Origin of the sequence: Paenibacillus chartarius (genome assembly GCF_042432825.1) — a bacterium.
Lineage (GTDB): Bacteria > Bacillota > Bacilli > Paenibacillales > NBRC-103111 > Gordoniibacillus > Gordoniibacillus chartarius.
On sequence record NZ_JBHLWN010000067.1, the window covers coordinates 30,590 to 55,932 of the forward strand.

General features: G+C 57.8%; 25 protein-coding genes and 2 pseudogenes. 6 read left to right on the forward strand and 21 right to left on the reverse strand.

Going from position 1 to position 25,343, the window contains the following annotated elements:
- Positions 1-206: 206 nt before the first annotated feature.
- The 4 genes from ACFFK0_RS16045 to ACFFK0_RS16060 form a co-directional block, all read right to left on the reverse strand.
- Entirely contained in the window at positions 207-986 is a 780-nt protein-coding gene (locus ACFFK0_RS16045; protein WP_377471272.1) for a LamB/YcsF family protein, read from the reverse strand.
- Between the two features lie 290 nt (positions 987-1,276).
- Positions 1,277-3,142 carry a 5-oxoprolinase subunit PxpB gene (pxpB, locus tag ACFFK0_RS16050; protein ID WP_377471273.1) on the reverse strand — a complete coding sequence of 622 codons (1,866 nt, stop codon included), beginning with the start codon at positions 3,140-3,142 and terminating at the stop codon, positions 1,277-1,279.
- 213 nt (positions 3,143-3,355) lie between these two features.
- Positions 3,356-4,156, reverse strand: a complete 801-nt coding sequence (locus tag ACFFK0_RS16055) for an alpha/beta hydrolase (protein ID WP_377471274.1) — start codon at positions 4,154-4,156, stop codon at positions 3,356-3,358.
- 2 nt (positions 4,157-4,158) lie between these two features.
- On the reverse strand, positions 4,159-5,754 hold the full coding sequence (locus ACFFK0_RS16060; protein WP_377471275.1) for a bifunctional metallophosphatase/5'-nucleotidase: 1,596 nt from the start codon (positions 5,752-5,754) through the stop codon (positions 4,159-4,161).
- A 139-nt stretch (positions 5,755-5,893) separates the two neighbouring features.
- On the opposite strand from ACFFK0_RS16060, the gene ACFFK0_RS16065 reads away from it, so the two are divergent.
- Both ACFFK0_RS16065 and ACFFK0_RS16070 read left to right on the forward strand, forming a co-directional pair.
- Positions 5,894-6,886, forward strand: a complete 993-nt coding sequence (locus ACFFK0_RS16065; protein ID WP_377471276.1) for a phosphate/phosphite/phosphonate ABC transporter substrate-binding protein — start codon at positions 5,894-5,896, stop codon at positions 6,884-6,886.
- Positions 6,887-7,067: 181 nt separating this feature from the next.
- Positions 7,068-7,304: a hypothetical protein gene (locus ACFFK0_RS16070; protein WP_377471277.1), complete on the forward strand. Its 237-nt coding sequence runs from the start codon at positions 7,068-7,070 to the stop codon at positions 7,302-7,304.
- Between the two features lie 147 nt (positions 7,305-7,451).
- Here ACFFK0_RS16070 and phnE (ACFFK0_RS16075) read toward each other — a convergent pair whose 3' ends face one another.
- From phnE (ACFFK0_RS16075) to ACFFK0_RS16120, 10 genes and pseudogenes are all read right to left on the reverse strand, one after another.
- Positions 7,452-8,255 carry a phosphonate ABC transporter, permease protein PhnE gene (gene phnE / locus ACFFK0_RS16075; RefSeq protein ID WP_377471369.1) on the reverse strand — a complete coding sequence of 268 codons (804 nt, stop codon included), beginning with the start codon at positions 8,253-8,255 and terminating at the stop codon, positions 7,452-7,454.
- Positions 8,256-8,264: 9 nt separating this feature from the next.
- A pseudogene (gene phnE / locus ACFFK0_RS16080) lies at positions 8,265-9,029 on the reverse strand (phosphonate ABC transporter, permease protein PhnE); the annotation flags it as partial.
- Complete coding sequence (gene phnC, locus ACFFK0_RS16085; RefSeq protein WP_377471279.1) at positions 9,026-9,799, reverse strand: phosphonate ABC transporter ATP-binding protein; 774 nt, start codon at positions 9,797-9,799, stop codon at positions 9,026-9,028. The pseudogene phnE (ACFFK0_RS16080) and the gene phnC, both read right to left, overlap by 4 nt.
- 105 nt (positions 9,800-9,904) lie before the next feature.
- Complete coding sequence (locus tag ACFFK0_RS16090; protein WP_377471280.1) at positions 9,905-10,264, reverse strand: Hpt domain-containing protein; 360 nt, start codon at positions 10,262-10,264, stop codon at positions 9,905-9,907.
- Positions 10,265-10,413: 149 nt separating this feature from the next.
- Positions 10,414-10,899, reverse strand: a complete 486-nt coding sequence (locus tag ACFFK0_RS16095) for a YcxB family protein (protein WP_377471282.1) — start codon at positions 10,897-10,899, stop codon at positions 10,414-10,416.
- Positions 10,900-10,932: 33 nt separating this feature from the next.
- The gene (locus tag ACFFK0_RS16100; protein WP_377471283.1) at positions 10,933-11,088 is read right to left on the reverse strand and encodes a hypothetical protein; all 156 of its coding nucleotides are present in this window, start codon (positions 11,086-11,088) and stop codon (positions 10,933-10,935) included.
- Between the two features lie 194 nt (positions 11,089-11,282).
- Positions 11,283-11,381: pseudogene (locus ACFFK0_RS16105) on the reverse strand (histidine phosphatase family protein); the annotation flags it as partial.
- Between the two features lie 90 nt (positions 11,382-11,471).
- Complete coding sequence (locus tag ACFFK0_RS16110) at positions 11,472-11,936, reverse strand: GNAT family N-acetyltransferase (RefSeq protein WP_377471284.1); 465 nt, start codon at positions 11,934-11,936, stop codon at positions 11,472-11,474.
- Between the two features lie 59 nt (positions 11,937-11,995).
- Complete coding sequence (locus ACFFK0_RS16115) at positions 11,996-12,424, reverse strand: hypothetical protein (RefSeq protein WP_377471285.1); 429 nt, start codon at positions 12,422-12,424, stop codon at positions 11,996-11,998.
- A 182-nt stretch (positions 12,425-12,606) separates the two neighbouring features.
- Positions 12,607-13,641, reverse strand: coding sequence for a HoxN/HupN/NixA family nickel/cobalt transporter (locus tag ACFFK0_RS16120; RefSeq protein WP_377471287.1), 1,035 nt, complete (start codon positions 13,639-13,641; stop codon positions 12,607-12,609).
- A gap of 71 nt (positions 13,642-13,712) precedes the next feature.
- Between ACFFK0_RS16120 and ACFFK0_RS16125 the strand changes: the two genes are divergently transcribed.
- The 3 genes from ACFFK0_RS16125 to ACFFK0_RS16135 all read left to right on the forward strand — a co-directional run bounded on the left by ACFFK0_RS16125 (position 13,713) and on the right by ACFFK0_RS16135 (position 16,042).
- Positions 13,713-14,618, forward strand: coding sequence for a sensor histidine kinase (locus ACFFK0_RS16125; RefSeq protein ID WP_377471288.1), 906 nt, complete (start codon positions 13,713-13,715; stop codon positions 14,616-14,618).
- Complete coding sequence (locus tag ACFFK0_RS16130) at positions 14,615-15,310, forward strand: response regulator (RefSeq protein ID WP_377471289.1); 696 nt, start codon at positions 14,615-14,617, stop codon at positions 15,308-15,310. Before ACFFK0_RS16125 ends, ACFFK0_RS16130 begins: the two co-directional genes overlap by 4 nt.
- 84 nt (positions 15,311-15,394) lie before the next feature.
- Positions 15,395-16,042: a YcnI family copper-binding membrane protein gene (locus ACFFK0_RS16135; RefSeq protein WP_377471291.1), complete on the forward strand. Its 648-nt coding sequence runs from the start codon at positions 15,395-15,397 to the stop codon at positions 16,040-16,042.
- 67 nt (positions 16,043-16,109) lie between these two features.
- On the opposite strand, the gene thrS is transcribed toward ACFFK0_RS16135, so the two are convergent.
- From thrS to ACFFK0_RS16155, 4 genes are all read right to left on the reverse strand, one after another.
- Positions 16,110-18,023: a threonine--tRNA ligase gene (gene thrS / locus ACFFK0_RS16140; protein WP_377471292.1), complete on the reverse strand. Its 1,914-nt coding sequence runs from the start codon at positions 18,021-18,023 to the stop codon at positions 16,110-16,112.
- A 676-nt stretch (positions 18,024-18,699) separates the two neighbouring features.
- Complete coding sequence (locus ACFFK0_RS16145) at positions 18,700-19,692, reverse strand: GNAT family N-acetyltransferase (protein ID WP_377471294.1); 993 nt, start codon at positions 19,690-19,692, stop codon at positions 18,700-18,702.
- 114 nt (positions 19,693-19,806) lie between these two features.
- Positions 19,807-20,493 carry a response regulator transcription factor gene (locus ACFFK0_RS16150; RefSeq protein WP_377471295.1) on the reverse strand — a complete coding sequence of 229 codons (687 nt, stop codon included), beginning with the start codon at positions 20,491-20,493 and terminating at the stop codon, positions 19,807-19,809.
- Positions 20,490-22,673: a sensor histidine kinase gene (locus ACFFK0_RS16155; RefSeq protein ID WP_377471296.1), complete on the reverse strand. Its 2,184-nt coding sequence runs from the start codon at positions 22,671-22,673 to the stop codon at positions 20,490-20,492. The genes ACFFK0_RS16150 and ACFFK0_RS16155 overlap by 4 nt, the downstream gene beginning before the upstream one ends.
- A gap of 228 nt (positions 22,674-22,901) precedes the next feature.
- On the opposite strand from ACFFK0_RS16155, the gene ACFFK0_RS16160 reads away from it, so the two are divergent.
- Positions 22,902-23,594: a hypothetical protein gene (locus ACFFK0_RS16160; protein WP_377471298.1), complete on the forward strand. Its 693-nt coding sequence runs from the start codon at positions 22,902-22,904 to the stop codon at positions 23,592-23,594.
- A gap of 76 nt (positions 23,595-23,670) precedes the next feature.
- On the opposite strand, the gene ACFFK0_RS16165 is transcribed toward ACFFK0_RS16160, so the two are convergent.
- From ACFFK0_RS16165 to thyA, 3 genes are read right to left on the reverse strand one after another with little or no spacing between them, the layout of a single operon-like run.
- Complete coding sequence (locus ACFFK0_RS16165) at positions 23,671-23,937, reverse strand: YciI family protein (RefSeq protein WP_377471299.1); 267 nt, start codon at positions 23,935-23,937, stop codon at positions 23,671-23,673.
- 59 nt (positions 23,938-23,996) lie between these two features.
- A complete protein-coding gene (locus tag ACFFK0_RS16170; protein WP_377471301.1) occupies positions 23,997-24,494 on the reverse strand; it encodes a dihydrofolate reductase in 498 nt (165 codons plus the stop codon).
- Positions 24,491-25,285 (reverse strand): thymidylate synthase, encoded by a 795-nt coding sequence (thyA, locus tag ACFFK0_RS16175; RefSeq protein ID WP_377471302.1) that lies wholly within the window; start codon positions 25,283-25,285, stop codon positions 24,491-24,493. The genes ACFFK0_RS16170 and thyA overlap by 4 nt, the downstream gene beginning before the upstream one ends.
- Between the last annotated feature and the right edge of the window lie 58 nt (positions 25,286-25,343).

The window sequence follows — 25,343 nt, forward strand, 5'->3', positions numbered from 1 at the left end:
CGGTAAAATGGGACGATGAAGCAACTGATACACTCAGGTCGTCTTTCGTAATATAGCGGGACGTTACAGGAGGATATAAACGGCAAGGCACCCGCTTGGGGCTGGGGGCGGTACGGGGGACGTAAGAAAGCTAATAATTCCGGTTGCCCGGCTGCAGCATCCCTGTTGACACTTACAGCCGGAGGATTTCGGGCTAGTACCCATGATTACAAGGCGGCGATGGCGCAGCCGCCTTCCTCCAGCGCGCGTCGGACGGCGCGAGCTGTTGCGACGGCGTGCGGGCTGTCGCCATGCACGCAAATCGTATCGGCGCGGACGCGGACCGCCGCGCCGGAATCCATCGCGCGCACCGCGCCGTCACGCGCGATGGAGAGCGCTTGCGCCGCTGCCTGCGCGGCGCTCTCGTAGACCGCGCCGGGCATATGGCGCGGGGCCAGCGAGCCGTCCGCGGCGTAAGCGCGGTCGGCAAAAGCTTCGTCGGCCGCACGGAGGCCGACGGCTTCGGCAGCGCGCGGCAACGCGCTGCCGGCGAGCCCGACGAGCGTCAGCTCCGGGCTGACGCGAGCGACCGCCCGAGCGATGGCTTCGGCGAGCTCGGGGCGGGCGGCGGCCATGTTGTACAGGGCGCCGTGCGGCTTAACGTGCCGAAGGCTGCCTCCTTCGGCTTTCACGAACGCCTGCAGGGCGCCGAGCTGATAGATCGTCAGCTCGTAAGCGTCGTCAGGCGTGATTTGCATTGTGCGGCGACCGAAGCCGGCGAGGTCCGGCAGTCCGGGGTGAGCGCCGATCGCCACCCCCTTGGCCAAGCAGCGCTGCACGGCACGCCGCATCGTCGCCGGATCGCCGGCATGAAACCCGCAGGCCAGATTGGCGGAAGTCACGATATCCAGCAGCGCCTCGTCGTCGCCGATCGTGTAAGCGCCGAAGCTTTCTCCCATATCCGCGTTAAGATCGATCTGGGCCTGTTGCGGCATTGCCGAGTCCATGCTTCGTTCCTCCGATGGCATGCGATCTCCTCCCCATGGAATACCCTTATTGCAAAAATCCCCTGCCAAAGAAAATAACGGTCTCCCAGGGTTTTATTCCGGCAGGTTACAAACAAATTAGTAAAATAACGGTTTCCGAGAACCTTATTGGACCGAACGAAAGATATTGCTGCTCAAAACGCAGCAAATAAATCCTTTACAATCCGTTATTTTGCAATCCTCACTAGCTTTAGGTCAAATAAGACCCTGAGAATCCGCTAAAATCTTCAAGCAAACAAGCAGGACTACCTTTACACTCCGCACGACTTGATTCGAACGGCAGTCTGGAGAACCGCCAGCTCACGCACTTGCTTCAGCCATAGCGTTTCGGCTTCCGCGAGAGTAATTTCCCGAAGCCGGACGATGTCGCCGGGACGCAGCTGTGCGGCGACGCCCAGATCGGCGAAGGCAACCTGGGCAATCCGCGGATAGCCGCCCGTTGTCTGGCCGTCCGACAGCAGCAGCACGGGCTGGCCGGACGGCGGCAGCTGGATCGTGCCGGGCAGCACCGGCTCGGACAGCATCGTTCCCGCCGCTGCAGCCGTACCGTCCGCCAGCGGCACCTCGCCGTGCAGCCGGATGCCCATCCGGTCCGACTCCGGCTGCACGGCCCACGCTCCCGCGGCAAGCGCCGCCGCGGCCGCGGGCCCCAGCGCGGCCCACTCCGGGCCGCGCACAAAGCGCAGCACCGCCGCTGCGCGCCGCGGCGGCTGCGCCGCTCTGCCGCCGCCAGCCCCGACGGCGGCGGCGGCAAACCCGGCGGCCCCCCAGCGGGCGGGGCCGCTCTCGCGCAGCTGCCGCAGCAGCGCGGCACCTGTCGGCGTCGGCGCGCCCAGCGGCAGCGCAGCCCCCGGCTGCAGGGCCGAGCCCTGCAGCCCGCCCAGGCCGGAGCGCACATCCGTGCTCCGGCTGCCAAGCGCCGGCGGCGTCAGCACGCCGCCGGCCAGCGCCACATACGCGCGGCAGCCGTGCACCGCGCGCCCGACGCGCAGCACGCTGCCGGCGCGTGCCAGCGCCGGACGGCCGGACGGCACCGGGTCGCCGTCCAGCCGCAGCTCGAACTCGCCGCCGCAGACGGCGAATACCGTCTCCTGCCGGAACCTCAGCTCCGGCCCCGACAACGTACACTCGAGCCCTGCGGTATCCGGCTCGTTTCCGACCAGCGCGTTGGCCGTCCGCAGCGCCGGCAAGTCCAACGCGCCGCTCCACGGCACGCCGAAGCGGCGGTACCCGCGGCGTCCTCCATCCTGCACCGTCGTCCACAGCCCGCCGTTCACCACTTCAACGGCGCTACTGCCGACAATCGCGCCGCCAGTCGTTTCCGCCCGACCGGTACCGGGAACGATTCCGCCGTCGCCTGCCTTAACCCGCTCCACCTGCTCCAGCTCTGCATACCGTTCCGCCGATATCGGAACAAAACGAACCCGATCCCCCGCTTCCAGCAAAACCGGCGGATTGTGCTCCGGCCGCAGCAGGCGCACCGGCGTGCGGCCGATCAGCTGCCAGCCGCCGGGAGAACGTACCGGATACACGCCGGTTTGACCGCCGCCGATGCCGACCGCCCCCGCATCCACAGAGACACGGGGCACTTCCCGGCGCGGTGCATGCAGCTGCTTCGGCAATCCCGTCAAATACGGGAAGCCCGGCAAAAATCCGAGCATGGCAACCCGGTACACAGCACCGGAATGAAGCGATACGATATCTTGTGGAGACATTCCCAGCTTCTCGGCCAAATGCTCCAGATCCGGACCGGACTCTCCTCCGTAGCAAACCGGTATGTCCACCGTACGTTCCGACCGTTTTACCGAATCAGGTCCCATATCCGCAAGTATGGAACGCAGCCAAGCAGCGGCCCGGGCGGCAGACGTATCATCCTCAGCCGGGTTACTTTTTTTACCAGTACCGGGCTGCACCTTAGAAGCTCCGGCAACGACGGCAGGATCGAATATCGCCATCACCGAGACCAACGCAGGTACCGCTTCGATCAACCCCGGAAACGCCGCTTCCTCCAAACGCTTCGCGATACGCCGAACCGTCCCGGTAACCTCCTCGTTGACTTCGTCTCCTACCCGCACGGCTACAGCCCATTCGGCTGCAGCCCTAATGTCCGCCGCCATCCGCCCCATCGCCCTTCCCAACGTCGTTCAACGCCCTTACATACCCTGGAGCCTTAAAGCCCCCCGCTCCGAAGCTGCCGTACTCGGCAGGCTTTCCAGGCTGCATTTTTTTGCGCGCGAGGTCAACCGTGATAGTCCAAGAATTTAGCAAGCCTATCAAGCCCTTCGCTGTCTACGGAAAAGTGTTCCGCTGCGCCCCCCAACATCAATCCGTCAGCAAAAACCCCGCTTGCGGAGCCACGCCGCGCACAAATCCGTCCACGGCTTCGCCTCTTCATGATCCTTCGAGAGGCCCAGTCCGTGCCTTCCGCTCTCGAACACATGCAGCGCGAATGGAACGCCTGCCTGCCGCAGCGCCGCAGCATAGTCCAGCGCGTTCTCTACCGGCACCGCCCCGTCGTCGGCCGTAAACCAGATGAACGTCGGCGGCGTCGCGGCGTGAACCTGCTTTTCCCCCGAATACCGCTCAACGAGCTCATCCGAAGGCGCTTCCCCAAGCAAATTGAGTTTAGACCCTGCGTGTGTGAACGCTCCCATTGTGATGACGGGATAGCACAGCACAGCCGCCTGCACCCGGCTGCTGAACCGTTCGACCGGATCTTCGGCTCCCGAATCCCCGTCGTCGCCCCAATTGCTCGTTACGCACGCCAGATGGCCTCCCGCCGAGAAACCGAGTATAGCCACCCGCTCCCTGTCGATCCCCCACTCCTCTGCACGCGAGCGCACATACCGGATCGCCCGGGCCGCATCCAGCTGCGGCGCAGGCTCGCGGTATGGAGCGACGCGGTAGCGCAGCACCGCCGCCGATATGCCCACCGAATTCAGCCATAGAGCGACGTCATGGCCTTCGTGGGCAGCGCGCCTTCCGTAGCCTCCTCCCGGACATACGACAACTACCGACTTGATGCCTTCGCCCGGAGCCGGATACCAGGTGACCGCAGGGCGGTCCTCATCCGTTGTCCCCGCCGTAAGCGGCGCGCCTTCAGGCCATAACTCGTACGTTTCCCAGCTCATTTTTACTCCTCCTCTTTAATGACTTCCCAGTTTCCGTTCACGGTAGCTTCGATGACTTTCTTCTCCATGATGTAGTTGGCCAGCAGCTCGGCGACATCCGTCGGAATATCCTTGACGACCGGCTTCCCTTGATACATCCAGTAGTTGCCGCCGCCCGCCGCACGGTAATTATTCATCACCACATCGTAGTCGGCTTCCATATCGAGCTCCTTCCCCTGGAAGTTCAGCTCAATCACCCTTTGTCCGTGCGGGCGGGCCACATTCAGCTTGTACTCGATGCCTTCCCACATATCATAATTATAATGCTGCGGCTTCGGCTCGACAAAGCTTGGATTGACAATAACTTCCCCATTCTCCCCCACGGCAAAATATTCCGCGGAAAGCTCCAGCGCATCGCGGATATCCCTCCCTTTCACGCGGATCACCTTCAGCGTATTCGGATATATGTAGTTCGCCACGATATGGCGCATCGTAATGTCCGCCGGAAAGCCCGGCGAGAAGTTGTCGAACAGCGCGGTGTTGGAAATCGGCGCCCCGGACACTTCCATCTGAACCTTATTAATGAATTCGATCAGGGCATTGTCCTTCATCCGCACCGCCATCGGATCGACTACGCTCATATCCCCGGTGAGTCTGCCCATCGGCGTATCGAGCCATGTTTGCGTCTTACGCTCATAAGGAGCCGCCAGCTCCACCAGCTCCGCATCCGGCTCTACACCGTTTACGGACAGCAGCTCGGAGCTCTTCCCAGTGACTTTCCAGCCTTCCGGGCCTTGCTCCAGCCGAACCGTTACTTTGCCCAGCACGACACCGGCCGTCCCCGGCTGCACGATCGTCACCCCGTTGATGTCCAAACCGGCGATTTGTCTATGCTGGTGGCCGGTAAGCAGCACGTCGATGCCCGGGACTTCCATGCACAGCTGGTAGCCTTGATTTTCTCCCGTGAGCGGCTCTGTCGGTTCTCCCGTCTCCATATCCCGTTCGAAGCCGCCGTGGTACGAGACGACAACGACGTCGGCCTTCTCCTCGCGGCGAAGCATCGGCACCCACTGCCGGGCGGCCTCAACAGCGTCGATGAAACGCAAGCCTTCAATATGCTGAGGCTGCTCCCAGTTCGGAATATACGGCGTCGTCAAGCCCAATATCCCGACGCGTACGCCGCCTTCCAGTTCTTTCACGACGTATGGCTTGCCGAAGGCCGGCTCTCCGCTCTCCGCATCCACAACAGTAGCGCTCAACCATGGGAACGACGACTCCTTCATCGCTTTGCGGAGCGTCCCCAGCCCATAGTTGAACTCGTGGTTGCCAACGACGGCGGCATCGCAGTTCAAAGCGCCGAGCGCCGTTACCATCGGATCCGCCGATTCACGGTCGAGTCTCGCATGGTGGTAGGCGAGCGGCGTGCCTTGAATCAAATCGCCATTGTCTATAAACAACACATGCCTCCGCTTGCTCCGCTCATTCCGTATTAACGTTCCGATCTTGGCGAGCCCAAGCTCGGCCGGTCCGTTGTCTCCGTATCGAATCGGCAGCAGCGCACCGTGTAAATCGCTAGTTTCCAAGATAACAAGCTCACATGATCTTTGATCATTCGACATTAATGTCACACTCCAATCTTCAATATCATACAGCATTCTGCACCATTTTTGCTTCTTCACATTTTTTTTACATACCAAATGGGCATTCTATGGTATAGTTGTCTATGGTCATGAAAGAAATATATTACGGAGGTCAACCATGTTGAAAAAATTTGCAACAATCAGCCTGACTGCCGTTATGGCTGCAGGCCTGCTCGCAGCTTGCGGACAAACGAACAACAACACTGCACAAAACAATGGCAACGCAACGACACCTGCACCGGCAGCTACGAAGCCTGAAGAGAAAAAGCCTGAGGCTGCAGGTTATGCTCCTACAACTTTGACCGTTCAATTCGTACCTTCGCAAAATGCCGAAACCCTCGAAGCTAAGGCGAAGCCGCTGGAGAAAATGCTCGGCGACCGCCTCGGCATCCCGGTTAAAGTATCGGTATCCACTGACTACAATACCGTTATCGAAGCAATGGCTTCCAAGAAAGTCGACATCGGCTTCCTGCCGCCGTCCAACTACGTTGTGGCACACGACACTCGTAAAGCCGCTGACCTGCTGCTGCAAGCACAGCGTTTCGGCGTAGACGACGCTACGGGTCAGAACACGACTGAGCTCGTGAACTACTACAAAGCGATGATCGTCGTTAAGGCAGACTCCCCAATCAAGAAAGTGGAAGACCTGAAAGGCAAGAAAATCGGCTGGCAGGGCGTTACTTCTGCTGCAGGCTACGTATATCCGGGCCTCGTGCTGAAGAAAGCCGGCATCGACCCGCAAACCGACGTTCAGCCTACGCAGTTCCAAGGCCATGACAAAGCGGTTATCGCTCTGTTGAACGGTCAAGTTGACGCAGTCGGCGTATTCCAGGACATCCGCGCACAAATGTCCAAAGACTATCCGAACGCTATCAAGGACACTCGCGTCCTGACGTTCACAGACAAGATCCCGAACGACACAATCGCCGTTCGTCCTGATATGGATGCAGCTTGGAAGAAGAAGATCCAAGACGCGTTCATCGCTATCGGTAAAGATCCGGAAGGCCAAAAGGTCATCTCCGACGTTTACTCCCACAAAGGCTACGTTGTAGCAGAAGACAAAGATTTCGATATCGTTCGTGAAGCTAACAAGCAAATGGGCCTGAAATAATCGCCATTTTCCCAAACCGTTCCGCCGATCCGGCGGGGCGGTTTTTTTATTCTTTATGGCTCTCTGCCTGCATAAGATGGATGTGGCGCGTCCAAAGAGCGATTTTCTACAAAAAAACATCGTACCGACCATAACAAACGCTCTTCTGCAGGTGTCATATATGGTAGAGAGGTGAACATTCTTGTTCGATATGCTCATTGGCTGCAAGAAAACCGTGTCCGTCCGCTGTGGTTCGAATGACATTGTTGGCGTCATTTCCCACTTTTACGAGCCTTTCCGACTTCTCAAGATCAACAACGTGCTGCTGCCGCTCGAACTGGTGGAGCACATCATTGTCTTGGACGAACCTGACGCTGCCCCCTACTCGAGCCGGACGGCAAGCATGGCCGCGACCAACCGAAAGCGCTTAAACAGCTAAGATGCCTCCGATTCGAGGCTCATTCCGCAAAGCATGGCCATGCCAGTATAAGCTTTTCATGCCCATCACAACGAACATTTCGCAGCGTAACGAAAGACTGCCCCGCCGGTTCATCGGCGAGGCAGTCTTTTGCATGACACGTATTGCTTACACAATCCGTTTGCGCAGAGCGCCGGAGATGTAATCGATGATGGAAACCGTGACGATAATCCCGATCAAAATAATGCCGACGCGATGCCAGCCGCGGGCGTTAATGGCGAAGATCAGCGGCGTACCGATACCGCCTGCGCCGATAATCCCGAGCAGCGTTGCCGAACGGACGTTAATCTCGAAGCGATACAGAGCATAGGACAGGAATTCCGGAATGACTTGCGGGATGACGGCGAACGATAATATTTTCCATCGATTCGCACCGACAGCCGTCATCGCTTCCACCGGTCCCATATCCATGTTCTCGATCGCTTCCGAGTACAGCTTGCCGAGCATGCCGATCGAGTGCAGACCGAGCGCGAGCACCCCGGCGTACGGGCCCGGTCCGACCGCTTTAATGAAGATGAGGGCCATAATGACCTCAGGCACGGTACGGATGACACTGAGCATAAACTTGCCCGTTCCGGAGATCGCGCGCGATTTGCTCATGTTCGTTGCCGCCCAGAAGGCGAACGGCAGGCAGAGCACGGCGGATACGATGTTGCCAAGGTACGAAATCGACAGCGTCAGCAGCATAAGGCGAATCAAGTCCTCGCCTTCCTCCATCCACACGAAGCCCCAATCCGGCTGCAGCAAGCCGCTGATCATCGCCTTCGTGAACTGCCAAGTCGTCGGCTGGAAGCCGGTAAGCTCCAAACCGGTCAACGCCCAAACAACCAATGCCACGGTCACAAGGATTCCGATCCACGTATAGATTTTGTCACGATGCTGCGAAGCCGGGCCACTGCCTCCGCTCAGCAAGTAACGGCGGATGCGCGTCGACACCAGGTCGATCGCAAGAACGACGATTAGCGTGTAAATGACGATCGAGCTCGCCTGATCGTAGCGGAACAGGTCCAGCACGTTGCGCAGCAGCTGGCCGATGCCGCCTGCGCCGACGAGACCGAGAATCGCCGATGCGCGGATGGACACCTCAAACGTGTACAGCAAATGCGCCAAATAAGTAGGCGCAACTTGAGGCAGGACGCCGTAGCGAATCCATTTGAGCTTATTGGCGCCTACGGCTGTCATCGCTTCGAGCGGCCCCGGATCGATCGCTTCCGTCGACTCATAGGCCAGCTTCGACAATATACCGAACGTAAAGAAGAAAAGCGCAATCGTACCGGCGGTCGGACCAAAGCCGACCAGTACGGCGAACAGCGCCGCGTACAGCAAATCCGGAATCGTCCGGAACAAGTTCAGGATGAGCCGAACCGGAACCGAAATCCAGGCGGCCGTCGTCACGTTGCGCGCCGCGAGCAGCGCCATCGGGAAGGCGAACAGCGCCCCGACGATCGTGCCGAGAATCGACATTTGCAGCGTCTCCGCCATCGGCTTCCAGATCTTCACGAAGAACGCCCAATCCGGCGGGAACATCTCTCCGATGAACTTGACGATTTCCGGAATGCCTTCGACAAGCGCCGGAATCGTCGATTCGGTCTGATACACGCTGCCGACGAATAAAACAAACAAAATCAGAACGGTCACATATAACTTGGTGCGGGGCGGCTTAACTGCCGTGGAAGCCGTTTTCAATGCCCGGTCCCTCCCAGCAGCTCGTCCTGCTTGATCGCCCGGCCGTAGATGTGGCTGAACACTTCATCGGTCGCTTCCGATGCTGGTCCGTCGTAGACCAGTTCTCCGGCGCGAAGTCCGATGATCCGCGTTGCGTACTCGCGGGCAAGGTCGATAAAATGCAGGTTGACGACTGTCGTAATTCCGAGATCCTGATTGATTCGCTTCAAATCATCCATAACCTGACGAGTGGTCAGCGGGTCGAGCGAAGCGACCGGCTCGTCGGCGAGAATGATTTTCGCTTCCTGGGCCAGCGCTCTTGCGATCGATACGCGCTGCTGCTGGCCGCCGGACAGCTCGTCCGCCCGCGAATACGCCTTCTCCCGAATGTTGACGCGTTCAAGCGCCTTCAGCGCCAGATCGACGTCGTGCTGAGGAAACATGCCCAGCAGCATGCGCAGCGTCGAGTGGTAGCCGACCCGTCCCGACAATACGTTGCGAATTACGGAGGAGCGCTTGACCAGGTTGAAGCTTTGGAAAATCATCCCGATATCCCGGCGCATGCGCAGCAGTTCTCCGCCCTTGGCCGCCGTGATCGATTTGCCGTCGATGACGATTTGTCCGTCCGTAATTTCATGCAGCCGGTTGATCGAGCGCAGCAGCGTCGACTTTCCGGCGCCGGACAAGCCGACGATGACCACAAATTCGCCCTTCTTAATCGTCAAATTAATGTTCTTGAGACCGATCGTCCCGTTCGAATAAACTTTGGATACGTTCTGAAATTCAATCATTCTGAACCAACTTTCCAAGCTTTTTTATAGTGTGTAGAAATAACATTCTGATATTCGACAACAGCCGTCATTTTTCCTTTACCCCGGAACGTATTAACAAAATCTTTACACGACACCAATCCGTTCCAGCTCCGCGTTCAGCTCCGCTGCCAGCTGCAGACATATCTTCATGTCGTCCGGAGTCATCGTTCTCCCCGATTCAAGCCCCTGCCGTACAATGAAATCGTTTAGGTCCCCGGACCTGCGGTGCAGCTCCTTCAGATCGACAGTGAGCGCCACGCCCTTCAAATTGTGAGCCGTTCGATACAGGTGATCGATAAGCTCCCCGTCAGGTACGATTCCGCCGCGCCATTGCCCGATGCATGCGTTCAGCTTCGCCATCCGCTGCCGTGCGTCTTTCAGAAACAGCTCGCGGGTCCGCTCCATGATCCGCTGCATGCGGTCGTCTTTCGACATTTGATCCATGAGGGAGCTCCTCTCCAACAAATGCTCGTTCACACATGTACCGGCGTGATACGATACTGCTCAAGTCGATTACAATTGAACACCGGTATATTTTATCGCAACAAGACTCACCGTACCATCCCCAGGCCGCTAAATCATAAGGAAAGAGATTACTTGCTATTCATCAAGTTTTGTTGAATGCCGGCAAGGAAACGGTCTAGCTCCGTTTGCGATTCGAATGTACGCTTGGGAACGATATGGGCCATAATTTTGTTTATGAAGATGAATACGTACTCCTTGTTCTGTTCGACGCCCTCGATCCCCGACCATTGGGTCAGACCTTCCGTCGCTTCATTCTTCCAGACAAGTCCTTTCTCCGTTACTTCCAATTCTTGTTCTCCGACAATCCCTTTGTTTTCGACAGTGAGTTTGTACACTCTCTGCTTGAGACGGAAGTAGGAAAACAGGTGAATCAGTATGCCTGCAGTCAGTCCGAACGTTACACTGTACCAAAGCGATGTTTTCGTCACATACAGGATTAATGCGATAATGATCGGCATCCCGATTAAGTAGGAGTACACGGTCGCCTTATATTTGCTTAGCATCACAAATTTGTTTAATTGCCAGTAGTCTTCTTTCGTTATGATCACTTTCATCTGCCTGCTCCTTTCTCAAGGTGATTGGACGGCTCACGGGCGGATGCGGCGAGCTTCCGCTTTCATTTCCCGTACCGTACCTTCCCGATCGAACAAAATACGCCCCGTCACAAATCGAACCATCGACAACGCGCTGCGGCTGTTATCATCGTCTTGAAAGTATTGGCGGATTTGCCGCGGCGGATTCATAAAATATTCCACCAAGTAACCGTCGACGATTGATTGCCGCGTTCCCGCCAGTCCACATCATCCGACAAAACGATAGGCAAGTCAATGTCCGGCCTAGCCGGCGTGAGGTCACGAGTTGATTGCTTTCCATCGTCACAAAGAGACCATAAATATTATTGAGAGAAAATCCCATACCTAACATAGCAATATAAACAGATGCCCTCCTCATCCAGCGGAATGTCCGAGCTCCCCTGCACTCTGCCTTCCTTATTCCATAACGTGCTTCCGTGCCGTACGATTCCTATTCTAGCCATTAGGACACCCCGCTCTATGGTTTCGGACGCATCGTTGGTTAATTGTTCGGCGATCCTCATAGCGGCTTTATCCTTTGGCCGCTTACGCCGCTATCGCAGACTCTTGCTCATAATATACCATCGATCCGTTTTACCGGGATATTCATGCTCCTCAATCGGCGAGTAATTCAGCTTGGTATAATACGTAACGTTGTCCGGTATGGACAGCCGCACGCCCAGCCTGACTTCGTATACGTCCTTGCTTCTGGCCAACTCTTCCAAATAAGATACGATCGCTTTGCCGATGCCTTGCCCTCTCCATGCGGGCAGCACGGAGATCCGGCCGATATACAGATAAGCGTCTTCAAAATAATACTGGGCCGAGCCGACCGCTTCCGACTCCTTCCAGACCAGAATGGCCCCGCCACGGCCTGCAATCTTCCGTCTTATGGCCTCCGTCGTTTCCGAAAGGGCTCCCGAAGGCGGTACAAGCTTATCCTTGTATTCACTGAATGCCTCGGCCATAATGGCTCTTACCAGCTCGAGTTCGGCGTCGTTCGCTTCTCTGATGAGCACCGTCAGTGCACTCCTTATTCCTATATTCGTTGAAATCGAATCATTGTTGTTAGCAGGATTCATGATTCTCCAAGCCTCTCTTCCTTCCGCTGTGCAAGTATCCCCCCTAGATATGTAAGAACAAGCAGCGAAAGGTCAAATGAGATATTCACCAAAAACGGGTCGCCTTTCGGGTTGAACACGTCTACGATCGTGCCGATCAAACTCAACGTGAAAATGATCATCCCCAGAACAAGGCTGTGGTTGATTTCTCTATGTAACGTTCTTTGTGCGGCGAAGTATCCGGCACCGAACACGACCACCCACGCAATCGCAAAGTCCAGAATAGTCTCCAGCGCGTGGTTGAACATGTTCGCGAAACTTAAGTCTGGGAAAATGCTCTCAACGGCGAGAAGCAGCAGCAAGATCAGGAAACCCGCCAGATAAATTCCTATGAAATAAATAAGCGCTCCTATTGCGAGAGTTTTATAATCCAATTTGCCGAGCATGGTTTCCTCCCTAGGGGTGATAGGAACTCTATGATTCGAGCCGTCCGGCCAACTTTATATGACAAATAGTCTTCAATGTAGTTCGACACCTCTCCTCCTGTTCCTACCTCCAAGCAAAATAAATCGGGAGCCAGCCTGAGGCTAACTCCCGAATGAACGTTCATATCAATTAGATTCAACCTTTATAATTCCGTCGTCTTCCCAACCGGCACTTCTCCTAAACGCAGCAGCTTCCACAGCCCGAACGACACCGCCCATGCAAGCAGGAACGCAGCCACGAGGAGGTAGCCGAGAATACCGAAATCGATCTCCTGCACCCATGTCCAGAAAGCCCCGGTCAAGCCGAGATTTTCGCTGATGACTTGCGCGAGACCCGTAATGCCGATCGTCAGTGCCGCAATGACGGCAAGCAGTGTGACGATCAGGTTGTAATACAGCTTGCGCAGCGGGGACGCGAACGCCCAGCGGTAGGCCGTCGTCATGAACATGCCGTCCGCCGTGTCGAATAAGCTCATGCCTGCGGCGAACAGGATCGGGAACGCCAAGATCCCTGCCGCCGATACCGCTTCTTTCGCCGCTCCGGCGGAGATGGACAGCAGCGCGATTTCCGAAGCGGTATCGAAACCCAGTCCGAACAAGAAGCCGAGCGGATAGATATGCCAGGAACGGCGGATGAACCGGAACATCGGACGAAGCAGTCTGGCGAATAAGCCTCTGGATTCGAGCAGCTCCTCAAACTGATCCTGCGTGTGGCGACCTTGCCGGAACTGAATGAACAGCTTGAACAGCTGGATAAGAATGATTAAATTCAGGATGCCGATGAGCAACAAGAACGACCCCGATACGACTGAGCCGATAACGCCCCCGACGCTTTCGAACTGGGGCAAATGCTCCATCGCCCAGCCGACCGAGAAGGCCATCGCAACGGCCATCAGAAACACGACGGAGGAATGGCCGAGCGCGAAATAAAAGCCGACTCCGTGCGGCCGTTGATTTTGCTGAATGAGCTTGCGAACGGTGTTGTCGATAGCGGCGATATGATCGGCATCGAAAGCATGTCTCATGCCGAGGGTGTAGGACAAGACGCCTATGCTCCATAGTGCCGGATTCGACGAGGCCGCTGAAGCGAGCAGCGCCAAGCCTGCGATGTGCAGCGCCAAAACGGCAAGCGGGTAGCCGACCCAGCTGCGGCGTTCTTGCCAAAGCCGTTTCCACATAACGAAGTCCTCCTGACGAATAAAGAATCTTCACTACTGTACCATATAGCTCGGGGAAGTAGAAGATGCGTATGAGTAAATATGATAGAATGTGGAAAAACGATCACTTGGTTAAGGAAAGGAGTTTGACGGAGATGTCGCTTCGCCAGCTGAAATTTTGGACAATCGCGCTGCCGACGCTTCTGATCGGCGGCTTCGAGTACGCGCGGCACGATTGGCTCGAGCATTATTTGTCCATGGAAACAGGCAATCTATATATCACGCTCTTAACGCTGCTGCTAGCATACTTGTTCGCGACCTGGGTGTTCGGCCGGTTCGAGCAAATCAACCAGCGCCTCGCCGAGGAGCAGGCGAAACGGGCGGTTTATGAGGAACGTGAACGGCTCGCGCGGGAGCTCCACGACAACATTGCTCAGACGCTGTTCTTCACGGGCGTGATGCTGAATCAGGGGAAAATCGAAGAGGCGCGCTCGGCGGTCAGCGACATTGACCAGCAGGTGCGGCAGGCGATTTTCAATCTCCGCACCGCCTCCGACAGATCGCTCGACTTCGCGACCCGGCTGACCGTCTGGCTGCGGGAATGGAGCTCGCTCAGCGGGATGGAAGCGATGGCGGATATTCGCGTATCGCCCGGTTCGTTTACCCAAGCGGAGGAGCTGCAGCTGTTCGCCATCGTGCAGGAGGCGTTCACGAATATCCGCAAGCATTCGCATGCCGAATCGGCGACCTTGAAGCTCACGGGAGGATCGGACGGCTGGGAGCTGATCATCGAGGACGACGGAACGGGATTGCAGCCGGAGGATCAGTCGGCCAAGGAGTCGTCCGAAGCGTCCGGCTCTGCAGGCGGGTCCTACGGCTTGGAGCTGATGCGCCGCCGCTCCCGCGAGCTGGGGGCGCAATTGCACGTCATTTCGCCGGTTGCGGACGGCCGGGGAACGCGAATTAAGGCCAGCTGCCAAAGGAGGCGGGAACCGTGACGATACCAGGAGCCTATCGGCTGCTCATTGCCGACGATCATAAGCTGGCGCGCCAGGCTGTCCGAAGCGTGCTGTCGGGCCCGGATTCTCCGTTCACCATTATCGGCGAAGCGGTGAACGGCGCCGAGGCGGTGCGGCTGTGCGACGAGCTGCTGCCCGACGCGGTCTTGATGGACCTGCAGATGCCCGGGATGAACGGGCTGGAAGCGACCAAGCTCATCAAGCTGCGGCATCCCCACATTCGGGTTGTCATGCTTACGGTGTCCGACGATGTAGCCGATCTGTTCACAGCGATCCGGAACGGCGCCCAAGGCTACTTGCTCAAAAATATGAATCCCGACGAATGGTCCGCCTACCTCCTCGCACTGCTGGACGATCACGCCGAGGTGCCGAGGCAAATGGCCGACAAGCTGTTTCACCGGTTCCGGTCGCATCCGGCGCTGGATTCGGCTTCCGCGACGGAAGCGGGAGCATCGCCGCTGACGGCGCGGGAGCAGGAGCTGGCAACGCTCGTCGCGGCCGGCTACAACAACCGCGAAATTGCCGAGCGGCTGGTGATCGCCGAGAATACGGTGAAGAATCATATGAAAAATATTTTGGACAAGCTCGGCCTGAACAACCGCGTCCAGCTGACCGCCTATGCCATCCAGCGCGGCTGGACACGAAATGCTCACGAATCGCAGCGAAAATAGCCCGTCTTAGCCATGTTACGGCACGCCGATTTCGGGTAGGATGAGTAACGAAGGAATGAACCGGAATCGAAAGGATGATCATTGATGTTAAAAAAAATGAGTATCAGCGCTTTGGCGCTGCTGATCGGGCTTATGGCTTTTGCCGCAGCGGCAAGCGCTCACGTCGTTGTCTACCCGCAGCAGTCGACCCAGGGGTCTTATGAGAAGTTCACGGTCCGTGTGCCTTCCGAGAAACAGAATACGTCTACCGTGAAGGTCGAAATACGCCTGAGCCCTGCCGATGTCAGCGTGTCCCGGGTGGAGCCTAAGGCCGGCTGGACCTACCAGATGACCAAAGACACCACCGGTGCCGTAACGAGCATAGTATGGACGGCGCAAGGCGATGGCTTAGCGGCTACGGAATTTACCGAATTCAACATGAGCGGCAAGGTCGGTGACAACGCGACAGCCATTACGTGGAAGGCTTACCAGACGTACAAGGACGGCGAGGTTGTCGAATGGGTCGGTGCATCCGGCTCGGATAAGCCCGCTTCCGTTACCAAGGTAAACGCCAAGCCGGCTGGAGCAGCAGCCGCCGGCGGACACGATACCGGAGCCGCTCACACGGCCGATACGGCGGCAAGCTCCGGTGCCGGTGAAGCTTCCCAGCTGCCGCTGATCCTCTCCATCGTTGCTGTCGTGCTGGGCGCACTCTCTCTAATCCTGACTCTTCTGCGCCGCAATAAGGCGTAATCGCAGCATAAAGCGGCAGCCTGTAACGATTGCATCGTTACGGACTGCCGCATTTTTCATACGCAGATCACCTTTTCCCGCTTATTTCCCCGCATATCTGAGGAATGAGATCTTGCAAGCCTTTGGTCCCAAGATCCTCTCCGCCGCGTTTTCGGACGGAGACGGTTTCGGAAGCTAATTCGTTTTCCCCAAGGACCAGCATATAGGGGACCTTCTCCAGCTGCGCTTCACGGACCTTGTAGCCAAGCTTCTCATTACGCCCGTCGATGTCCACACGAATACCGGCTTCTTCAAGGTCTTGCTTCACACGCCATGCATAGTCCAGAAAACGATCGGATACCGGCAGCAGCTTTACTTGAACCGGCGCAAGCCAAAGCGGGAACGCCCCGCTGTAATGCTCCGTCAAAATACCGATGAATCGATCAATGGAGCCGAACACAGCTCGATGGATGACTACCGGACGATGTTTTTGTCCGTCTTCCCCGACGTACGTCAGGTCAAATTTCTCCGGCATCTGAAAATCAAGCTGAATCGTCGCACATTGCCAGCTTCTCTTCAAAGCATCCAGAATGTGAAAATCGATCTTCGGCCCATAGAAAGCACCGTCCCCCTCGTTCATGCGATAGTCGATTCCCCGATTGTCCAATACGCTCTGCAGCGCCCCTTCGGCTTTGTGCCACAGCTCGGCTGACCCCATTGCGTCTTCAGGCTTTGTCGAGAGCTCAATCCGGTACTCGAAGCCGAATACCCGGTACATGTCATCGATGAATGAAAGAATCCGGCCGATCTCCTCTTCGATTTGATCCGGGCGCAGGAAGATATGGGCATCATCTTGGCAAAACGTTCTTACCCTCATCATCCCGTTAAGCGCCCCTGAAAACTCATGCCGATGCACTTGACCGAATTCGGCCAGACGAATCGGGAGCTCGCGGTACGAATGCAGATTGTTTTTGTAAATGAGCATGTGTCCCGGGCAGTTCATCGGCTTCAAGGCAAATTTCTCCTCATCCGCTTCGGTAAAATACATATGCTCGTGGTAATGGTCCCAGTGCCCCGATTGTTCCCATAGGCGCTGATTCATCATGAGCGGGGTCCGAACCTCGTCATAATCGCGGCGCTCTTGAAGCTCGCGGGCGAAATTTTCCAGCTGGGTGCGAATCGTCATTCCCTTAGGCAAATAGAAGGGCATGCCCGGCGCTTCTTCGGAGAACATGAACAGTCCAAGCTCTTTCCCGAGCTTACGATGGTCGCGCTTCTTCGCTTCGTCCAATAGACGCAAATACTCGTCTAACTGGCTTTGCTTGGGGAATGCCGTTCCGTAGATGCGCTGCATGGTCTTGTTGTTTGCATCGCCGCGCCAGTAGGCTCCTGAGACGTTCAGCAGCTTGAAAGCCTTAATTCGGCCGGTGGACGGCAGATGCGGTCCGCGGCAAAGATCGTAAAATTCGCCTTGGCTGTAGATCGAGATGACGGAATCATCCGGCAGATCGCGGATCAGCTCCAGCTTGTACGGATCCCCAAGATCGGTAAATATACGGACAGCTTCTTCACGGCTCACCTCACGGCGAACGATAGGCACATTTTCTTGAATGATGCTTTGCATTACCTTCTCGATCTTATCGAAATCTTCCGTGGAAATCGGTACATCGAGATCGACGTCATAGTAAAAACCGTTCTCGATCACGGGACCGACTCCAAGCTTTACGTTATTCTCACCGTACATTCTGCGCAGAGCCTGGGCTAGCAGGTGTGCGGCGCTATGGCGAAGCACCTCGATTCCTCCGTCATTATCCAGCGTCAAAATCTCAATGGAGGCATGCCCCCGTATGGACTCGGCCAGGTCGACCGGCTTGCCGTTCAGTGCGCCTGCGACGGCATTTTTCTTCAGTCCGGGACTGATCGATTCCGCAATCTGCCCAATGGTAGTCCCGGCCGGATACTCCCGTACCATACCATCAGGAAAAGTGATTTTACACAACATGCTGCAGCACCCTTTCATCAATTATTGAAATAAAAAAGACGCACCTGTCCCGGCTAAGGGACGAATGCGTCGTGGTTCCACCCTAATTTGATTCGCGAAGCAGCGAATCCTCATTCCAAATCTGTAACGGGAATACCCGGCGAACCTTACACTCAAGAGCGGAGCCTTGATTTCAAGATCGCAGCTGCAAGGGGGTAAATCCTTACGGAGTTAACGAAGAGGATTTCAGCCAATGTCCTCTCTCTCTGGGCGGCTCGCGTTAAGGATTCATGTCCTTGATCATGGCTTGTATGTGATATGTGTTTTGACAAAATAAAAAAAGCATACTGATCCCGAAAGGGACGAGTATGCTCGTGGTTCCACCCTAATTTGATTCACCGAGAAGCGAATCCTCATTCAAGTTCTGTAACGGGAATACCCGGCGAAGTTTACACTCAAGGGCGGGGCCTTGATTTCAAGATCGCAGCTGCAAGGCGGTAAATCCTTATGGAGTTCTCGAAGAGGATTTCAGCCAATGTCCTCTCTCTCTGGGCGGCTCGCGTTAAGGATTCATGTCCTTGATCATGGCTTTTATTGTTTATTATTAAAACAGACCGGCAACTGCATGTCAACCATGCTTGATCTCATCCTGCCGAAACCGTTTACCAAGGCGGTGCAGGTCTCCTCCATGAATCTCTCATGACGGCCGGAGCTCGCGTACCATCTTGTACTCCCCGGGCTCCGCCCGGAAACCGATCATTTCGCGATTAATGCGCAGCATGGGGCCGTTCATGGAATCGTTATGCGTTCGCAGATAAGGAACGTTCCATGCACGGGCCGTCTGCACGCCGAGCAGCTTCAACGCCAGAGCGATGCGGCGTCCCCGGTATTCCTGAAGCACACCGGTATAATCGTGATACATGGCCCCGGTTTGCTCATTCAGCTGCAGGGTGACAACACCGATATAGCGTTCTCCGTCTTTCGCAATATGAATCCATTCCGGACGAACGCCGTGCAGCTCAATGCTCCACTTCTTCCATTCTTCGAACCAGGGAAAGCCGCCGGAATAACCCGGAATATCCCGATGCGTTATTTTATACAGCTCATACAGCTTGCGCTCGTTCTCTTCCCCCGGCTCCTCCGCAAGCGTCGCGAATCGGATCCCGGACCGCTCCGCTTCACGGACAGCATCAAATAGCGAACTGCCGTCGAACGAAGCGAGATCAAGCACCGATTCGAACATATGGCGCTCCTTGACATAATCGCGCCGCTGAGCAAAAGCTGCCGATGCCTCATCCGATTCCCTTACATGGCCGATCAAGCGCGAGGCCCTCACCTCTACAGCCCATTGATGCACTGCTTCGTACAGCGCTCCACCAATCCCGTTCCGGCGACGGTCCGGGCGAACGACAAGCGTACACATCAATGTTCCGGGTTCCGTCCAAGGAGCCCGCCAAGCGATCGCGTAAGCGACCACTTGACCCTGTTCGTCTTCCGCCACCCATTTGGGACGATCCCATCCCGTCAAATTGCCCTTGTCGTCGTAGTCCAGCCTGCCCGGGGGAATTTTGTCCTCGTCGTCCTTCAGCCGTTCCGGCGTCGTCGGCTCCGACCAGATCGTGTTCTGCAGCGGCGCAATCGCCGGGTAATCGTCCGGCTGCCGCATCCTGCGAATGTGAAATGCCGCCACATCCCAACCTCCACCTTGTTGAAGTCCGCTCTCATTCACATTATCGCATGCCCGTATGCCGGCTTCACGGTAAAGTCTGAGTATCACGAAAGCAGGCTGCGGCGGATCTATCGTTCACTCCGCCCCTCCGCCGCCCAGCCGGGCTTCCCTCGCGATACGGGCGGCTTCGGAGCGCCCCTCGACCTGAAGCTTGTTGAGCACGTTCGTCACGTAATTGGCAACGGTTTTCCCGCTTAGCTCCAGCTTCAGGGCGATCTCCGCATTCGAGGCGCCGTCGGCGATCAGGTACAGCACCTCGCGCTCGCGGGTCGTCAGCTCCGGGAACAGCTCTTCCCGCGCAGCCGGACGAGTCATCGCGAAGTAATCGATCATCCGCGCCGCAATATTCGGGCTGAAGATCGCCTCCCCGCCCGCAACGGCGCGGATGGCGCGCATCAGCTCCTCTTCGTCGGCATCCTTGAGCACGTAGCCGCGCGCCCCGGCGCGCATCGCCGTGAACACGGACGAATCGTCCTGGAACATCGTCAAGATGAGCACCCGCACCTTCGGCTGCTTGCCGACAATCCGCTTCGTCGCTTCAATGCCGTTCAAGCCAGGCATCCGAATATCCATCAGCACGACGTCCGGCTCCAGTGCGGCCGCCAAGCTGACGGCCTCCTCCCCGTTCGTCGCCTCGCCGGCGATGTCCATGTCCGGCGAGCCGGCGAGCAGGGCGCGTACGCCTTGCCGGAACAGCGGATGATCGTCGGCGATCAGGATGCGCAGCTTGCCGGCCTTTCCCCCGGTATTCGTATCGCTCATGCCGTTCCCGCCTCTCTCTTCTGATCTTCCGCACTTAATCCCTGAACCTCTTCGTATGGCAGCCACGCCTGCACAACCATACCGCCGCCCGGCGCCGGCTCGATCCGGCACACGCCGCCCAGCTCAGCGGCGCGCTCGCGCATCGAGGCGAGGCCGAGCCCGCCCGGCGCGCCGGCGGAGCGGTCGGCGGCAGCGCGGGCATCGCCGCCGTTATCGCGCACCTCCAGCTCGAGGCGGCCGCCGCCCGCTCGCAGCCGCACGACGCAGTGTGCGGCGCGCGTGTGCTTGGCGACGTTGACGAGCGCCTCCGTCGCAATCCGATAGGCCGCCACCTCGACGGCGGCCGGCAGCGGCGGGAGCGCCTCGGGCGCATCGAGCTCGAAGCTCCAGCCCGGCGCTCCCGCCGCCGGCGGCGACGGCGCGAGTCCCGCCCGCGCCGAGCCGGCCATGTCGGCGATCCGCTCGCGGATCGCCCCGACCAAGCCGAGCTCGTCCAAGGCCGGCGGACGAAGGTCGTACACGAGCGTACGGATGTCGGCAATCGTACGGCGAATGTGGCCGCGCAGCTCGGCCAGCATCGCCTTCGCTTCGGCGGGCTCCCGGTCGATACGCTGCTCCGCCGCGGCCGACGTGTAGAGCAGCGACGCAAGACGCGGCGCGAGATCGTCGTGCAGATTGCGCCGCAGCCGGCGGCGCTCCTCCTCGCGCGCATGAACGAGCCGCTCCCGGGACTCCTGCAGGTCGGCGGCGAGCAGCTGCACCTCATACGTCGCCTGCACGCCCTGCACGACAGCTCCCGCTTGCCGGCTCAGCAGCTCAAGCAGCTTGCCGTTATCCTTCGCGGCTCCCCAGCCTCCGGCATCCCCTTCGGCGGGCATGGCCAGCAGCAAAGTCCCGACCCGTTCGCCGCGATGAATAAGCGGCAGCCGGAGCGGCTGCCGAGGCCGGCTGCCGGTTTCGGCGACCGGCTCCTCCGCACCGCCGAGCGCGATTCCTACGTACGGCGCTCGCACCGCTTCGCGCACCGACCGCGCCACCGCCTGCAGCGCCTCCTCCGGGGCCAGCGGCTCGGCAAGACGCTCGCCGAGCCGCCCTAGCGTCGCGAGCGGATCACCCTGCCCGCCGTACAGCCAGCGGCTTACCATCCGCTGCAGGCGAACCCGCAGCGGGTGAAACAGCACGGCCACAAGGCCGGTGGCCGCGAATGAAATCGCCCATGAGCCGCTCGTTTGAAACAGCAGGCTCAGATACCCGACGGAGCCGGCGTACAAGCCGACCACGCACAGCGTCAGAATGCCGTACACGAGCGTTCGGCTCAGCAGCGGATCGATGTTCCATAGCCGATAGCGCAGCAAGGCGATCAGCAGCGTCACCGGGATCGCACACATCGACAGCTGGATACCCAGCTCCAGCACATACATCAAATAAGGGTTGGCGTCCCAGGCCGGCCGGTTGATCACATAGACGGCGGTCCATCCGGCTAGTCCCGCTATCGCCGCCAGGCAGCCGAACACCGCCCATTTCGTCTGCAGCCGTTCGGTCGGACTCATCGTTCGCCGGTATTTATACACCAGCAGGAAGATCATCGTGCCGATCCACGCCACGAACCATACGGCAAACACCGGCATCGCGTTTTGTATATCCAGAGCCGTCCCCGGCGCCAGCATCCCCGGTACGCGCACGGCTATAACCGTCAGGACCAGCCATCTGGACCAGCCCGGCTCGAGCTTGCCGTTCGGAAACAAGCTGACGAATACAATAAAGGCAGGCATGCCGAACGCTCCGACCCACCGGACAAGGCCGTTCAGCAGCGGATGCAGCGGCTTCAGTGCGTCGATTACGGGAATAAAGGTCGTTCCCAGCGTAAACAGCATGTACGTTCCGAGCAGCCCCATCGCATCGCCGCGCTTGCGGGCGAACAGCACGGCGCCAGCGGCAAAGAATAGCCCCGCAAACAGCGCGTACAGCCCCGTGTAAGCCCACGCGTACTGCACGCTCGTCCAGCCGTTCGCCTCCAGCCAGCCCGCTCCCGGAGCAGGATTATAGAACGCTTCGCAGCTGCGGTAGGCGCACACGTCTCGCAGCTCCCGGTAAAACAGCGGCAATGCGGCCGCAAACATCAGCACGAGCGCCAGCGAATAGACGGCTACGGCCAAGGCACCCCATCGAATCCAGCGCATCGCTTCGAACATCCCCTGTCTCTAAGTAGAAGCCATTCACCGAATCTATTACACCGATTATAGCAACCGCCCCGAATCGCCGTAAACGCCCGCGTCGGGCTTCACCGCAATTTCCCGGTCCGGTTTCCCGGAAACCGGGAATCGGCTCCTCTGCCGGCGGGGATACCCGGGGCTATACAATAAGCTCATCGGCAACCGCCAACTATCCCGAGGAGGTAAATACCACTCATGAACGTTACAATCAGTTCGAACTATTTTCGCCTATCCGGTCTTGCCCTTCTGCTGGGCGGCCTTATGGGCGGCGTCGGCCAGCTGCTGCACGCCGGCGATACGCCGGAAACCGTCGCCGAGATTCCCGGCTTCGTCGCCTACGCGGTCAACACCCACGTGCTGCTGGCCTGGGCTTCGACGCTCATTTTGCTCGGCCTTCCGGCCATCTATTTGCGCCAAGCCGCCAAGCTCAAATGGTGGGGCTGGCTCGGACTGCCGCTCCTGTTCATCGCCTTGATGTTTGAAATTTTCCATGGGCCGCTGCAAATCATGGGGTACCCGATCATTTTCCATAACGTTACGACACCCGAGCAGCTCCAAGTCATCAACGATCAAATCCACACGCTCGCCACCGATCAGTACCCGCTGCAGCTCGCCGTCCTGATTCCGCTTATGCCGTTCCTGTTTATCGGTTTGATCTTGACCGCCGTCGGCATGCTGACGGCACGGGTGCTGCCGAAGCACGTCGGTGTCGTACTGACGGCGGCTATTACGCTGCTCGTGCTCGGCATGTTCATCAAGATCCGCGTATTGGACGTCTCGTTCTCGTACTTGCTGCTTGCTTTCGCCTATATCGGCGGTTCGCTGCTGCTGGGCTCCTCGAACCCGGCCGAAGTCACTAACGCCTCCAGGCCGGCTCGTTCGGCTTAATCTCCTCATACATGGCCTTCCTGCAACACAAAGGGCTGCTTTCGTCCGCTACAGACGAGGCAGCCCTTGCAACATTTTATTCGGTGAGCAGCATTTCCCATTCGTGAATTTCATACGTCCGCGCTCTATGCACGATATACGGGTCCTCGTCGACCATTTGCTGCACTTCCGCGATCGATCCCGCCTTGTAGATGACCATTCCGCCCCAACCGTCGGTAAACCGGCCCCGGGCCAAAATTTTCCCTTCTTTCGCCCTCTGCTCCAAATACTCGAGATGCTCCGGACGGTACGTCTGACTCAGCTCCACATCCAGCATTGGCAGAAATACGGCGTAATATTTCATAAATCTCTCTCCCTATTAAACCGACTGTCCTCCCATTATCTCCCAGTCCGTATCCTGAATCAAGTCCCCGTCTTCCGCTCGTAGACGACGAATTCGTAATCGTACGGGTTCTCTTCATCCTTCACTCCGGGCTCCCGCGACGTCACTTCCCAAACCGATGCTTCGATTTCCGGAAAAAACGTATCCGCCGCAAATTCATGATAAATATGGGTAATATACAGCTTGTCCGTATAAGGCATGGCCGCTTTGCAAATTTCCGCACCGCCGATCACGATCAGCTCGTCATCCGCGGGATTGTGCCGGCGCAGCGCTTCCTCCAGCGAGTGCTCGACGACGCAGCCTTCCGCCTTGTAACTCGGATCGCGAGTCACGATCACGTTGAGCCGGTTGGGCAGCGGCTTGCCGATCGATTCATGCGTCTTGCGCCCCATTAGCACCGTTCGCCCTTTCGTCACCTTGCGAAAATACGCCATGTCCGCCGGGAGCCGCCAGGGCAGCTTGTTGTCGATCCCGATGCCGTTATTGCGGTCCATCGCCAGCAGCATCGCGATCGTCATACCGCCACCTCGCCTTTGATCGCCGGATGATGCTCGTAGCCGACAATTTCGAAATCCTCATACACGTAATCGAAAATCGTATCCGGCTTGCGCTTGATCACAAGCTTCGGCAGCGGGTACGGCTCCCGGGTCAGCTGCAGCTTCACCTGCTCCATGTGATTCGAGTAAATATGCACGTCTCCCCCGGACCAAATGAATTCGCCCGGTTTCAGACCGCATTGCTGCGCCATCATATGGGTCAGCAGCGCATAGCTCGCGATGTTGAACGGCAGGCCGAGGAACGAATCGACCGAGCGCATCGTCAGCATGCACGAAAGCTTACCGTCCGCTACATAAAATTGGAAGGCGAAGTGACACGGCGGCAGCGCCATCTTGTCCACCTCAGCCGGGTTCCACGCAGTCACCAGCAGCCGCCGCGAATCGGGCGTCCGCTTGATCTGCTCGACCACCTTGCTGATCTGGTCGATCTTCGTCCCGTCCGGAGCAGGCCAGGAGCGCCACTGCGATCCGTATACCGGTCCGAGGTCGCCGTTCTCGTCCGCCCACTCGTCCCAGATGGACACTTTATTTTCCTTCAAATACCGGATGTTCGTGTCTCCGCTTAGGAACCACAGCAGCTCGTGAATAATCGAGCGAAGGTGAAGTTTCTTTGTCGTCACGAGCGGGAAGCCCTCCGACAGGTCGAAGCGCATCTGCCGCCCGAAGACGGACAGCGTCCCCGTGCCCGTGCGGTCTTCCTTCTTGACGCCATTATCCAAAATATCCTGCAGCAAATTCAAATATGCCCGCATCGTCCAGCATCCCCTTGTCCGTATCTTTTGCATGTACAATGAATAACTAGATTATATC